This is a genomic window from Lysinibacillus sp. RS10 (genome assembly GCF_041956855.1).
GTDB classification, from domain to species: Bacteria; Bacillota; Bacilli; order Bacillales_A; family Planococcaceae; genus Lysinibacillus; species Lysinibacillus xylanilyticus_A.
This window is the reverse complement of record NZ_CP167122.1, coordinates 4,977,247-4,991,115: the sequence shown is the minus strand read 5'-3', so window position 1 is coordinate 4,991,115 and position 13,869 is coordinate 4,977,247. Positions and strand designations below refer to the sequence as shown.

Annotated in this window: 12 protein-coding genes; 7 read left to right on the top strand and 5 right to left on the bottom strand. The window is 37.3% G+C overall.

From position 1 onward, the window contains the following. Positions 1 to 10: 10 nt before the first annotated feature. Entirely contained in the window at positions 11 to 1,396 is a 1,386-nt protein-coding gene (gene mnmE, locus ACB089_RS24850; RefSeq protein WP_374964381.1) for a tRNA uridine-5-carboxymethylaminomethyl(34) synthesis GTPase MnmE, read from the bottom strand. Positions 1,397 to 1,703: 307 nt separating this feature from the next. Between mnmE and ACB089_RS24845 the strand changes: the two genes are divergently transcribed. Continuing rightward, positions 1,704 to 1,931, top strand: a complete 228-nt coding sequence (locus ACB089_RS24845; RefSeq protein ID WP_374964380.1) for a hypothetical protein — start codon at positions 1,704 to 1,706, stop codon at positions 1,929 to 1,931. 86 nt (positions 1,932 to 2,017) lie between these two features. Here the strand turns inward: ACB089_RS24845 and jag are convergent, their stop codons facing one another. The 4 genes from jag to rpmH all read right to left on the bottom strand — a co-directional run bounded on the left by jag (position 2,018) and on the right by rpmH (position 4,456). Continuing rightward, positions 2,018 to 2,827, bottom strand: coding sequence for an RNA-binding cell elongation regulator Jag/EloR (gene jag, locus ACB089_RS24840; RefSeq protein WP_374964378.1), 810 nt, complete (start codon positions 2,825 to 2,827; stop codon positions 2,018 to 2,020). Then, positions 2,824 to 3,594, bottom strand: a complete 771-nt coding sequence (gene yidC, locus ACB089_RS24835; protein WP_374964377.1) for a membrane protein insertase YidC — start codon at positions 3,592 to 3,594, stop codon at positions 2,824 to 2,826. Before yidC ends, jag begins: the two co-directional genes overlap by 4 nt. Positions 3,595 to 3,875: 281 nt before the next feature. After that, complete coding sequence (gene rnpA / locus ACB089_RS24830) at positions 3,876 to 4,220, bottom strand: ribonuclease P protein component (protein ID WP_374964375.1); 345 nt, start codon at positions 4,218 to 4,220, stop codon at positions 3,876 to 3,878. A gap of 101 nt (positions 4,221 to 4,321) precedes the next feature. Continuing rightward, on the bottom strand, positions 4,322 to 4,456 hold the full coding sequence (gene rpmH / locus ACB089_RS24825; RefSeq protein ID WP_004233310.1) for a 50S ribosomal protein L34: 135 nt from the start codon (positions 4,454 to 4,456) through the stop codon (positions 4,322 to 4,324). A gap of 684 nt (positions 4,457 to 5,140) precedes the next feature. Here rpmH and dnaA point away from each other — a divergent pair. The 6 genes from dnaA to gyrA all read left to right on the top strand — a co-directional run bounded on the left by dnaA (position 5,141) and on the right by gyrA (position 13,837). Then, positions 5,141 to 6,490, top strand: a complete 1,350-nt coding sequence (gene dnaA / locus ACB089_RS24820; RefSeq protein ID WP_368637196.1) for a chromosomal replication initiator protein DnaA — start codon at positions 5,141 to 5,143, stop codon at positions 6,488 to 6,490. Positions 6,491 to 6,659: 169 nt separating this feature from the next. Next, a complete protein-coding gene (gene dnaN / locus ACB089_RS24815) occupies positions 6,660 to 7,796 on the top strand; it encodes a DNA polymerase III subunit beta (protein ID WP_374964373.1) in 1,137 nt (378 codons plus the stop codon). 167 nt (positions 7,797 to 7,963) lie between these two features. Next, entirely contained in the window at positions 7,964 to 8,188 is a 225-nt protein-coding gene (gene yaaA / locus ACB089_RS24810; protein ID WP_374964372.1) for a S4 domain-containing protein YaaA, read from the top strand. Between the two features lie 3 nt (positions 8,189 to 8,191). After that, on the top strand, positions 8,192 to 9,307 hold the full coding sequence (gene recF / locus ACB089_RS24805; protein ID WP_374964370.1) for a DNA replication/repair protein RecF: 1,116 nt from the start codon (positions 8,192 to 8,194) through the stop codon (positions 9,305 to 9,307). Positions 9,308 to 9,399: 92 nt separating this feature from the next. Continuing rightward, positions 9,400 to 11,334: a DNA topoisomerase (ATP-hydrolyzing) subunit B gene (gene gyrB, locus ACB089_RS24800; RefSeq protein WP_374964369.1), complete on the top strand. Its 1,935-nt coding sequence runs from the start codon at positions 9,400 to 9,402 to the stop codon at positions 11,332 to 11,334. Positions 11,335 to 11,359: 25 nt separating this feature from the next. Further along, complete coding sequence (gene gyrA / locus ACB089_RS24795) at positions 11,360 to 13,837, top strand: DNA gyrase subunit A (RefSeq protein WP_374964367.1); 2,478 nt, start codon at positions 11,360 to 11,362, stop codon at positions 13,835 to 13,837. Positions 13,838 to 13,869: the final 32 nt, after the last annotated feature.

Sequence of the window (13,869 nt, the reverse complement as noted above, 5' to 3'; positions counted from 1 at the left end):
TTTAGTAAAATTATTTTCCTAAGCAGAACTGTGAAAATAACTGATTGATTAGGCTTTCTTGTACTGTGTCGCCGATAATTTCACCAAGTATTTCCCAAGTTCTAGTGACATCTATTTGCACCATATCAACAGGTACACCAGCTTGTGCTCCAGCTAATGCATCCTCGACCGTTGCTTGTGCTTGATGAAGTAATGCAATATGTCTTGCATTTGAAACATATGTTAAATCGCCCGCTTCAATTTGTCCTTCAAAGAATAATGCAGCAATCGCTTCCTCTAGCTCTGTGATCCCCTCTTCTTGTAAAAGAGATGTTGTCACAATGCGATGGTTACCCGCTATCTCTTTGACACGTGCTAAATCAATTTTTTGCGGTAGATCTGTTTTATTAATAATAACGATGTAATCCATCGCCTCAATTGTTTCGAATAGACGCTCATCCTCAGCAGTCAATTCTTCTGCGTAGTTTAAAACAAATAAAATTAAATCTGCGCCACGCAAAGCCTCACGCGAACGTTCAACACCAATTCGTTCGACGATATCCTCTGTCTCTCGAATACCAGCTGTATCGACTAAACGAAGCGGAACACCACGTACATTCACGTACTCTTCTATAATATCACGAGTTGTACCTGCAATATCTGTCACAATGGCCTTATTCTCCTGTACTAAACTATTTAAAAGAGAAGATTTCCCGACATTTGGGCGACCTAAAATAACAGTTGATAGACCCTCTCGTAATATTTTCCCCTGAGATGATGTTTGCAAAAGTTTAATAATTTCATTTCGTACCCATGTACATTTTTCTACTAATACTGGTACCGTCATCTCTTCTACATCATCATACTCCGGATAATCTATATTAACCTCTACTTGCGCTAATGTCTCTAGTAATGCTTGGCGTAAGTCACCAATTAAACGTGATAATTTGCCATCCATTTGTCCCAATGCTACATTCATCGCTCTATCAGTTTTTGCTCTTATTAAATCCATAACTGCTTCAGCCTGTGATAAATCGATACGTCCATTTAAGAATGCGCGTTTTGTAAATTCACCTGGCTCTGCGAGTCTTGCTCCATTTGTTAATGCTAGCTTTAATACACGGTTTACCGAAACTAGTCCCCCGTGACAGTTAATTTCTATTACATCCTCACGAGTGAATGTTTTAGGTCCGCGCATTAATGACAGCATTACTTCCTCTACAACCTCATTTGTTTTTGGATCGACCAAATGTCCATAATGAATTGTATGTGAAGCCTTCGTTGTTAAACTTTTACCACCAGGCGATCTGAATATTTTATCTGCAATCGCTACTGCTTCGTCCCCACTTAAACGAACAATAGCAATAGCTCCTTCACCCATAGGTGTGGATATCGCAGCAATTGTATCGAACTCCATTTAATGACCTCCTTAACGTTATCCACATGTGGATAAATAAAACCGACCAACACTTACTAACACCTTAGACTAACATATTTTCTGCAAAATCTAAAGTAAGGATAATTTCCAATTGTGGATAATAAGAAAGCTCTACATTATAGCATGTATTTCGACAAGAATTGCAAATGCTTGAACATTCTTTCTAGATCATAGAAAAACTATTTTGCCAATGTAATTAAGGTGTCAATGAATAAAGTATGGCTCTTCGGCAAAACAAGTGGTTGGTTTCCATTCCGACTGAGCGCTTTCCTGGGAGCGTCCGATATTGGTCACGAAGGCATTTTCACAGGACGTGACGCACTTAGCCTTCGTTCCTTTAGCGGAGGAAGCGGCTCGACGCTCGCCCACAGGAAGCTCTGCTCTGCGCGAAAGCGAAGCGTCAGCGACAAATGTTTTATCTGTGCGAAAGCGAAGTGACAGCAACAAAGCGAGTAGCCTGGAACGGAAATCACCCTCATCTGAAGCACCACAACATTCACAAAGATTCCCTTGACCATCTTGTTTTTCAACAACATAAAAAAGTCATTTTATCATGACGATAAAATGACTTTAGTTATGTCTGTATGTTTTTAGCGAAGTTTAATCGTTCTTTACAGGTTCAATTACTAAATAACGATTAGGCTCCGTTCCTTCTGAATATGTTTCAATATCAAAGCGGTTTGCCAATTGATTATGAATAATTTTTCTTTCGTACGACTGCATAGGTTCAAATGTCACACGCTGATTTAAGCACAGTGCTTTATCCGCCATGCGGTCTGCCAGTAACTCCAAAGCCACTTGACGACGCTCACGATAGTTTTCTACGTCTAATTTCACCATTAAGAACTGCTTGGCACTTTTATTTAACACAAGCTGTGTTAATTGCTGCAAGGAATTTAATGTTTGACCACGTTTCCCTATAAGCAGTGCAGCTTTCTCGCTTTTCAGTTGAAATATAACATATTTCCCTTCACGTGTCGTTTCAATTTCAAGATCATGAATACCCAATTGTTCAGCAATATTTACTAAATAAGCCTTTGCATCTTCAATTGGGTTTACTGAGGCTTCTTCTTCCTCTTTTTGATCCTCTACGACTTGTTGAACAGCTTCGAGATCACTTGGTTGTTCAGAAACTTGTGAACTTATTGTTTCAACACCATCTTTTACTGCTGGTTCGTCAAATTGAGCCATATTTTGCTGTTCAGCTTTTTCTGCCTCAATCATTGGTCGAACATGTACTTCCTTTACTGTTACACGAACTTCTGCAGATCGTGCCCCAAAACCTAAAAATCCTTTTTTACCTTCTTGTAAAACTTCAACATCTACTTGTTCACGGGTTTTGCCAAGTTTCTGTAACGCCAATGAGATCGCTTCTTGTGTTGTTGCGCCTATTTGCGTAAGTTGTTTCACTTTTTAGCCCCTCCATTTTGAGCAGGTTGTGTTTTATCTTTTTCCCAAGGTTTATAAATATACAGGTTTTGCATAATCGAGATAACGTTTCCGATTACCCAGTATAGTGATAATGCTGCTGGTAATGCTATACCAAAAGAAATAATCATAATTGGCATAATGTACATCATTATTTTCATTTGAGGGTTATCCATCGCTGGACCCGTACGTAAAACTATAAATTGCATGATACCAGCAGTAATTGCTAATGCCGGTGCAGGATCTGCTAATGGGAAGATAAGGAAATTCCCTAAATCAAAAGTAGATGTAGCATTCATACGACTAATCGCATGATAGAAACCAATTAAAATTGGCATTTGAATGATTACAGGTAAACATCCAGCAAGTGGGTTAACACCTGACTCACTCATAAGCTTCATCATTTCTTGCTGATACTGTTGCTGTGTCTGTGCATCCTTAGAAGCGTACTTCTTCTGCAATTCCTTCAATTTCGGCTGAACTTCTTGCATTTTTTTAGCGTTCTTTGTTTGTTTAATCATCAATGGCAGAATTGCCAAACGAATGATAATCGTTACAACAATGATCCCCCATGCGTATGAACCAAGCAAATCAGCGAAGTATTTTATCACTGATACTAAAGGCCAAACAATGAATTCATTCCAGAAGCCTGTGCTGTCCTTGGAGATTGGTTCATTAAATTCTGTACAACCAGATAGTAGTAATGCTACTGATGCTAGAGACAAAATTACCCAAAGTTGTTTCTTCAACCTTCTTCCCCCTACAAATACTATTCACTTTTTCTAAAACTATATGCATTCTTCTTCTTTATTCATTGAAAGTTTCCTGCCACTGAATAAAGTTATCAGTTATTTTATCATGCATATAACGTTTCACTCTACTAATTATTCTAACAATGTACTTGAGATGTTACTAATTTTACATATATCCTTATGAAACAGCAGCAGAAAATACCCCTGTGTGTATTTTCTGCTGCTTTAAAACATACTTCTAAAATAAATGCTTTTCACCACTTTGGCTGCCCTCCGTATCACGCTTTCTTCAATACTTTCGCGATTCGTAGAACATGCTGTAAGCTTTGTTTCACTTCATGAAAATCCATAGTGGCCGCCGGTTGTCTGGCGATAATAACATAGTCCATATTTGGCTTTAGCTCATCCTTTAATTCATGAATGCTCTGCCTAATATAGCGTTTGATCTGGTTGCGTGTTACCGCATTCCCAAGCTTTTTACTAACCGATAAACCTACACGAAATTCCGTTTGTCCCTCTTTTTCAAATAAATAAAGGACAAACTGACGATTAGCGAAAGATTTACCCTTTTTAAACACCTTTTGAAAATCATCGTTTTTTTTCACTCGTTGGCGTTTTTTCATTTCTTTCACCTGCTACTAGATAATTATCTTTTGATCCTCATTTCTAGGTTTACCAAAAATAAAGAAAAAAAAGACCACTGATGTGTCTCAGTGGACTTATTTTATGCTGATAATACTTTTCTTCCTTTACGACGACGAGCAGCAAGAACTTTACGGCCGTTTTTCGTGCTCATACGTGCGCGGAAACCGTGAACTTTACTGTGCTTACGTTTTTTTGGTTGGTAAGTACGTTTCATTTATATAGACACCTCCTGAATGAAAGTTGAGTTTTTCAACATACAGACCTGAACATTATATAAAGTAACTAGTTATTTTGTCAATGAATTTCATAAATTTCTTTCTTTAAGCGAGTCTATGTATATCTTTTACCGCTCTTCGCCAATATATGTACTTAAGCGCAGGTATTCCTATAAGGTCTCAGATCTAACACAATCCATTCTCTCTATGCACTTTCGTATGAACCTAATTTTTATTTAAGAACAGATTTTAATATTTATCTTTTTTTACTTAAATTAATTATCCACAGAGTACTTGTTTTTTTTACACAGAGTTGTGTATAGTATTTTTTGCATTATTTTTTATCCACAACATTTATCTACAGCTTTTTCACATAAGCAGATACTGTGGACAACTCTAAAGTGTATAAACCAAAAGTATGTGGATAAGTTTCACAAACTATTGAAATGACTTTGTTTTTCTGATACGATATCTGTGCTTCACTTTGTTGAAAACTGAAATGAACATTTATTTTATCCACAACTGTTGATATGCTGTGGATAATTTTTATCACAGCCTTTGGTTAACTTTTATCCACAACTTGTGAGTTTGTGGACGAGTTGTAAAATGAACGTGTTTACCATTACTATAAATGCGCTTTTTTATTGCTGTACTTGTATTGAACTGTAAAGGAGATTAGCAGCTTGGAACATTTAGAAGAACTATGGAATAATGTCCTGGCTCAAGTTGAACAAAAAATTTCTAAACCAAGCTTCGAAACGTGGCTAAAGTCTACTAAACTACTTTCTTACAATGGAAGTGGTTCTACTGTGACCATTGCTGCGCCAAATTCGTTTGCTCGAGACTGGCTTGAAAATCATTATATTCATTTGATTACAGGTATATTAACGGAGCTTACAGGCGAAGACTTGCTTATTAAGTTTGTTGTTCAAAAAAACCAGGATTCGGACGATTTCGATCTGCCAGCGCCGATTATCCAAGCAAAAAATAACGATCATCATGATATTTCACCAGGGATGTTAAACCCGAAGTATACTTTTGATACGTTTGTTATTGGCTCTGGTAACCGCTTTGCTCACGCTGCATCGCTAGCTGTCGCAGAAGCGCCTGCAAAGGCTTATAACCCGTTTTTTATCTATGGGGGAGTAGGGCTTGGCAAAACACACTTAATGCACGCGATTGGTCATTATGTTTTAGAACATAATCCAAATGCAAAAGTTGTATATTTATCATCTGAAAAATTTACTAATGAATTTATTAACTCAATTCGAGATAATAAGGCACTTGATTTTCGCAATAAATACCGCAATGTAGATGTACTGCTAATTGATGATATTCAATTTCTAGCTGGAAAAGAATCAACTCAGGAAGAATTTTTCCACACTTTTAATACATTGCATGAAGAATCGAAACAAATTGTTATTTCCAGTGACCGTCCTCCTAAGGAAATCCCGACATTGGAAGATCGTTTACGCTCTCGATTCGAATGGGGACTAATTACAGATATTGCACCACCTGATTTGGAAACTCGTATCGCCATTCTTCGAAAAAAAGCAAAGGCTGATGGTCTAGAAGTGCCAAATGAAGTTATGCTCTATATTGCGAACCAGATTGACTCCAATATTCGGGAGCTTGAAGGTGCGCTTATTCGCGTCGTTGCCTACTCATCACTTGTTAACAAGGACATTAATGCAACTTTGGCTGCTGAAGCATTAAAAGATATTATCCCTAATTCGAAGCCACGAACTGTCACTATATTAGACATTCAAAATGCAGTAGGAGAGCATTTTAATATTCGTTTAGAGGACTTTGCCGCGAAAAAACGTACAAAGTTAATTGCCTTTCCACGTCAAGTCGCGATGTTTTTATCCCGCGAATTAACAGATTTTTCGCTGCCGAAAATTGGCGAAGAATTTGGTGGACGTGACCATACTACTGTTATTCATGCTCACGAAAAAATATCTTCTATGTTGAAAAATGACGTTCAGCTGCAACAAGATATTAAACAAATTCGAAGCATGCTAGGGAAATAATTCTGTGGATAACACAATCGTTTAATCACAAACTTATACACAGTCTATCTACATGTGGATAGACTGATTTTATTCACTTAAATACACTTATCCACAAATCCACAGGACCTATTACTATATCTTTTTTATTTTATATAAATAAATAATATAAATATGTGAGGGAAAACGAATGAAATTTGATATTTTACGTGACCGTTTATTAGAGGGTTTAAATGATGTCATGAAAGCTGTAAGTTCTAAAACAACTATTCCAATTTTAACGGGGATTAAAATCGATGTAACAAATGAGGGCATTCGCTTAACAGGTAGTGATGCTGATATTACAATTCAAACATTTATTCCAGTTGAAGAAGATGGTCAACAAATAATTCATATTACTGAAACAGGATCGATTGTTGTACAAGCTCGTATGTTCAATGAGATTGTACGTAAGTTACCAACAAATGAGGTTGAAATCCAAGTAACACCTGGTTTCCAAACTCATATCCGTTCAGGTAAATCTGAATTCCATTTAATTGGCTCAGATGCTGCTGAATATCCTTTATTACCCGAATTAACAGAGGATCAAAAATTTACTATTCCTGCAGATCTATTAAAGTCAATTATCCGTGAAACAGTATTCGCTGTTGCTACTTCAGAAAGTAGACCAGTGTTGACAGGTGTAAACTGGCAAATAAAAAATGAAACATTAATCTGTGTTGCAACAGATAGCCACCGTTTGGCAAGACGTAAAGTTCAACTAGATAGGTTACCTGAAGTTGAACATAGTGTTGTAATTCCTGGTAAAAGTTTAAATGAGTTAAATAAAGTTTTAGAGGATTCAACGAATCTTGTGCAAATTGTTATAACAAGTCAGCAAGTATTATTTAAAACTGGAGAAGTATTATTCTTCTCTCGTTTACTTGAAGGGAATTACCCAGATACAACACGTTTGATTCCTGAAGAATATCAAACAAATTTAACGATAAATGGTAAATCATTATTACAAGCAATCGATCGTGCATCTCTTGTTGCTCGTGGCGATCGTAATAATGTTGTACGTTTCGAGATTTTAGATAATCAAGCTGTTGAAGTTTCTTCTAATTCTCCAGAAATAGGTAAAGTACAAGAGGAAATTCTTGTCGAGTCATTAGAAGGGGAGAACTTAAAGATTTCTTTCAGTGCGAAATACATGATGGAAGCACTAAAAGCAATAGATGGTCAAGATGTGGTCATTCAATTCACAGGTGCAATGAGACCGTTTATTTTACGTTCTGTTCATGATGATGCTATTTTACAATTGATTTTACCTGTACGTACTTACTAATATTTAAACTATTTTCGTTGGAGAAAATAAAACTCCATGCTTTTAGGTTTTAATTGCTTTGGAAAACATTCGGATAGTCGCTAATTGCGGCTATCTTTTTTTACTTATGACGAATTTTTAGGTATGATAGAGAGATAGACAATCTGTATTTGGAGGGAAACACAGCTATGAAGGACGTTGAAATTGATGTAGAGTTTGTCACTTTAGGACAGCTTTTAAAAATGACCGATGCTATTAGCTCTGGTGGCATGGCAAAATGGTTTTTACACGAAAATGATGTATATGTAAATGGAGAAGTGGATGATCGCCGCGGTCGTAAATTACGTGACGGTGACATTGTAAATATTCCCGGATGTGGTCGATTCCGTATCGTTGGTACCGCTGGACAGTAGATTATGCATATAGAGCAATTAAAACTTACAAATTACCGTAATTATGATGCCTTAGCTTTAAACTTCTCTCCCAAAATTAATGTTTTTATTGGTGAAAATGCTCAAGGAAAAACAAATGTTATGGAATCTATTTACGTATTAGCGATGGCTAAATCCCACCGCACGACGAACGATAAAGAATTAATACGTTGGGATTCAGACTATGGTAAAATAGAAGGGGCCGTTCAAAAAAGGCATGGTATTTTACCGATTGAGCTTACGATTACAAAAAAAGGCAAAAAAGGTAAGATAAATCACATAGAACAGAGTCGCCTCAGTCATTATATTGGCCAAATGAATGTCGTGATGTTTGCACCCGAAGATTTAAACGTTGTAAAGGGAAGTCCGCAAATACGGCGACGTTTTATTGATATGGAGATTGGGCAAATTTCGCCTGTCTATTTACATGATTTATTAACCTTTCAAAAAATTTTAAAACAACGTAATCATTTTTTAAAAATGAATCAAGGTAAGGCAATGCCAGATGACGTGATGTACGAGGTTTATAATGAACAATATATTCACGCAGCTACCCAAATTATTCGAAAAAGATTTCAATTTATGGATTTATTGCAGGAGTGGGCAGAGCCAATTCACGCAGGTATTTCACAAGGGAAAGAAACGTTAGTTATTAAATACCGCACAGTAGCTGGTATCGAAAAAGAACATAATTTCAGTGAAATTGAAGGCTTCTTGCATAAAAAGTTACTTGAAGCTAAGGAGCGTGAATTTGATCGAGGTGTAACATTAGTTGGTCCACATCGAGACGATTTGCAGTTTTTGGTGAATGGCTATGATGTTCAGACATACGGTTCGCAAGGACAGCAACGTACAACCGCTCTTTCATTAAAACTTGCTGAAATCGAGTTAATTAAACAAGAAACAAATGAAACACCCATACTACTTTTAGATGATGTATTGTCGGAACTCGACGATTATCGTCAATCGCATTTATTAAATACCATTCAAGGTGAAGTTCAAACTTTTGTAACGACTACAAATGTTGATGGAATTCATCATGAAACGATGGAGCATGCACAACTGTTTCACGTGAAACAAGGAGCGATTGAAGAAAGTTAGCCCGGGGAGTTTTTTAGATTACAAAAGAATGGTAATAGTCAGCTCGGTTGACTGTTCATTCATTTACACACAATGATGTTATGAAGGAGTAGATGAAAGCCGTGGCTATAGAGAACGAAGGTTTACAAAATCAAGCTTATGAAGCCGATCAGATACAGGTATTAGAAGGTTTAGAAGCGGTACGTAAAAGACCGGGGATGTATATCGGTTCAACAAGCTCTAAAGGGCTACACCATTTAGTATGGGAAATTGTTGATAATAGTATTGATGAAGCACTTGCAGGATTTTGTTCAGATATAACAGTAACGATAGAAAAAGACAATTGGATTCGTGTAGAAGATAATGGTCGTGGTATTCCAGTAAGTATTCAAGAAAAAATGGGTAAGCCTGCTGTTGAAGTTATTATGACAGTGCTACATGCTGGCGGTAAGTTCGGCGGTGGAGGATATAAAGTATCTGGTGGTCTACATGGTGTAGGGGCATCTGTTGTAAATGCTCTATCAATTGAGACAATCGTTCAAGTTCATCGTGAGGGTCATATACATGAGATTAAATTTGAACGTGGAAAAACTGTTCAAGAGCTAACAATTATTGGTGACTCAGATCGTAATGGAACAACTACACGTTTTAAAGCTGACCCTGAAATATTTAAAGAGACTACAGTTTATGAATACGATATTTTAGCACATCGTATTCGTGAATTAGCTTATTTGAATCGTGGTATCAGGATTACAATTGCTGATGAACGCGAAGATGAAGAACGTTCTACAACGTATCACTATGAAGGTGGTATTCGTTCGTATGTAGAGCATTTGAATCAATCTAAAGAGCCAATCCATGAACCAATTGACGTTCTTGGAGAAAAGGATGGAATTTCAGTTGAAATTGCTATGCAGTATAATGCTGGATTCTCGTCAAATATTTTTTCATTTGCTAATAACATTAATACGTATGAAGGTGGTACACATGAGTCTGGTTTTAAAACAGCTCTAACACGTGTTATTAATGATTACGCGCGAAAAAACGGGCAATTAAAAGAGTCAGATGCAAATCTTACTGGTGAGGATGTTCGTGAAGGGTTAACAGCTATTGTTTCGGTTAAGCACCCTGATCCACAATTTGAAGGACAAACAAAAACAAAGCTTGGTAACTCTGAAGTTAGCCAAATTACTAACTCCTTATTCTCAGATGGTTTTGAACGTTTTATGTTAGAAAATCCTACTGTTGCTCGTAAGGTTGTAGAAAAAGGTTTAATGGCTGCTCGTGCACGTGTCGCGGCTAAAAAAGCACGTGAATTTACACGTCGCAAAAATGCACTTGAAGTATCAAGTTTACCGGGGAAATTAGCTGACTGTTCATCAACAAATCCATCAGAATGTGAAATTTATATCGTTGAGGGTGACTCTGCCGGTGGGTCAGCTAAATCTGGGCGTGACCGACACTTCCAAGCAATCTTACCGTTACGTGGTAAAATCCTTAACGTTGAAAAAGCACGTTTAGATAAAATTTTATCCAATACAGAAATTCGTGCAATGATTACAGCATTTGGTACAGGTATTGGGGAAGAGTTTACTTTAGAAAAGGCTCGTTACCATAAAATCGTTATTATGACAGACGCTGATGTTGATGGTGCGCACATCCGAACATTACTGTTAACATTCTTCTTCCGTTTCCTTCGACCTCTCATAGAGGCAGGGTATGTTTATATTGCACAGCCACCTCTTTATCAAGTAAAGCAAGGTAAGCATGTTGAGTATTGCTATGATGATATTACTCTTCAAGAAATTTTAGAACGGCTACCGAAAATGCCAAAACCAAATGTTCAACGATACAAAGGTCTTGGAGAAATGAATGCAGAGCAGCTTTGGGAAACTACAATGGACCCTGAGCACCGCACATTGTTACAAGTAGAATTAGATGATGCCATTAAAGCAAATCAAGCATTTGAACGTTTAATGGGCGATGAAGTTGAACCTCGTCGTCAATTTATCGAAGAAAATGCTGTATACGCTAATTTAGATATTTAATTTTTCTTGAGAGGAGGTCTACACTTTGTCAGAACAAGAACGCTCCGGTGTTAAAGGAGTTAATATAACAGAAGAAATTGAAACATCTTTCCTCGATTATGCGATGAGTGTAATCGTTTCTCGTGCATTACCTGATGTACGAGACGGGTTAAAGCCTGTACATCGTCGTATTTTATATGGCATGCAAGAGCTTGGAAATACAGCAGATAAAGCGTACAAAAAATCAGCACGTATTGTTGGGGACGTAATGGGTAAATACCATCCACATGGTGACTCATCTATCTATGATGCAATGGTACGTATGGCGCAAGATTTCAGCTATCGTTACATGCTTGTTGATGGTCATGGTAACTTTGGATCTGTTGATGGCGACGGCGCTGCAGCAATGCGTTATACAGAATCACGTATGTCTCGTATTGCAATGGAGATGCTTCGTGATATCAATAAAGACACAATTGACTATACAAATAACTATGACGGCTCAGAAAAGGAACCTATTGTCCTTCCAAGTCGCTATCCAAACTTATTAGTAAATGGAGCGGCAGGGATTGCAGTTGGTATGGCGACAAATATCCCGCCACATCAACTTGGTGAAACGATAGATGCAGTGATAGCACTTTCTGAAAACCCTGCTATTACAACGGAAGAATTGATGGAAATTATCCCAGGACCTGATTTCCCAACTGGTGGATTAATTTTAGGTCGTAGCGGTATCCGCCGTGCCTACGAAACAGGTCGTGGCTCTATCATTATTCGTGCAAAAGTAGAGATTGAACAGAAATCAAATGGTAAAGAAACAATTCTTGTTCATGAATTACCATACCAAGTAAATAAAGCTAAGCTTATTGAAAAAATAGCAGAGCTTGTACGCGATAAAAAAATTGATGGTATCACAAACTTGCGTGATGAATCTGACCGACGTGGTATGCGAGTAGTCATTGAAGTTCGTAAAGATGCAAATGCTAATGTAGTTTTAAATAACTTATATAAACAAACAGCAATGCAGTCTAGCTTCGGTATTAATATGCTGTCATTAGTAAATGGTCAGCCTAAAGTAATGGGCTTAAAAGAAATGTTGCATCATTATTTAGAACATCAAAAAGTGATTATCCGTCGTCGTACGGAATTTGACTTAAGAAAAGCGGAAGATCGTGCACATATTTTAGAGGGCTTACGTATTGCCCTCGATCATATCGACGAAATTATCGCTATTATCCGTGGTTCTCGTAGTGGTGATGAGGCGAAGCCACAATTGATGGAGCGATTCAATCTATCTGAACGTCAAGCACAAGCAATTTTAGATATGCGTTTAGTTCGTTTAAGTGGATTAGAGCGTGAAAAAATTGAAGCAGAGTACCAAGAGCTTCAAGTCCTAATTGCGGAATTAAAAGAGATTTTAGCAGATGAAGCTAAAATTGTTGATATTATTCGTACTGAAATATTAGAACTAAAAGAACGCTTTAATGATAAACGACGTACTGAAATTACTTCTGGCGGTTTAGAAATGATTGAGGACGAGGATTTAATCCCAGTCGAAAACTCGGTTGTAACTTTAACGCACAATGGTTATATCAAACGTTTAGCTGCGAATACATATCGCAGTCAAAAACGTGGTGGTCGTGGTGTACAAGGTATGGGCACTAATGAAGATGATTTCGTAGAGCACCTTATGAATACATCCACACACGATACAATTTTATTTTTCACTTCAAAAGGAAAAGTATTTAGAGCAAAAGGTTACGAGATTCCGGAATTTGGTCGTACAGCGAAAGGATTACCGATTGTTAACTTACTCAATATTGAAAAAGGTGAGAAAGTAACAGCGATGATTCGTGTTGATTCATTTGAAGAAGATGCATACTTCATCTTTACTACTAAAACAGGTATTACAAAGCGTACTCCAGTTTCTCAATTTGCTAATATCCGTACAAACGGCTTAATAGCTATAAGTTTACGAGAAGATGATGATCTTATTTCTGTTCGTTTAACAGATGGCGAAAAGCAAGTGATTATCGGTACTCGTGATGGCATGCTCGTACGCTTCCAAGAGGATGATATTCGTTCAATGGGACGTACTGCGGGTGGTGTACGAGGTATTAAACTTCGTGATGGTGACGAAGTAGTTGGTATGGAAATCATTGAACCAGGACAGGAAATTTTAGTTGTTACAGAAAAAGGTTACGGTAAACGTACTTCTGAAGAAGAATATCGTTTACAGAGCCGTGGTGGTGTAGGATTAAAAACAATTCAAATCACTGATAAAAATGGCCCAATGGTAGCTGTAAAAACTGTGGATGGTTCAGAAGATTTAATGCTTATTACAATTAACGGCATGCTAATCCGTATGGATGTGGATGATATCTCTTTAATTGGACGTAGTACACAGGGAGTTCGTTTAATTCGTTTAGGCGATGATGAGCTTGTTGCAACTGTAGCGAAGGTTGAAAAAGAAGAAGAATCAAATGAAGAAAATGATGAAGTAGAAGATCAAGTAGAAGAATAATAAAAGCCGATGACGACAGCTATTGTTGCCGT

Bases quoted from the DNA above. Each gene is read 5' to 3' on its own strand.
- mnmE (WP_374964381.1), bottom strand. From the start codon at position 1,396: ATGGAGTTCGATACAATTGCTGCGATATCCACACCTATGGGTGAAGGA.
- rnpA (WP_374964375.1), bottom strand. From the start codon at position 4,220: ATGAAAAAACGCCAACGAGTGAAAAAAAACGATGATTTTCAAAAGGTG.
- rpmH (WP_004233310.1), bottom strand. From the start codon at position 4,456: ATGAAACGTACTTACCAACCAAAAAAACGTAAGCACAGTAAAGTTCAC.
- dnaN (WP_374964373.1), top strand. From the start codon at position 6,660: ATGAAATTTGATATTTTACGTGACCGTTTATTAGAGGGTTTAAATGAT.
- yaaA (WP_374964372.1), top strand. From the start codon at position 7,964: ATGAAGGACGTTGAAATTGATGTAGAGTTTGTCACTTTAGGACAGCTT.
- recF (WP_374964370.1), top strand. From the start codon at position 8,192: ATGCATATAGAGCAATTAAAACTTACAAATTACCGTAATTATGATGCC.
- gyrB (WP_374964369.1), top strand. From the start codon at position 9,400: ATGAAAGCCGTGGCTATAGAGAACGAAGGTTTACAAAATCAAGCTTAT.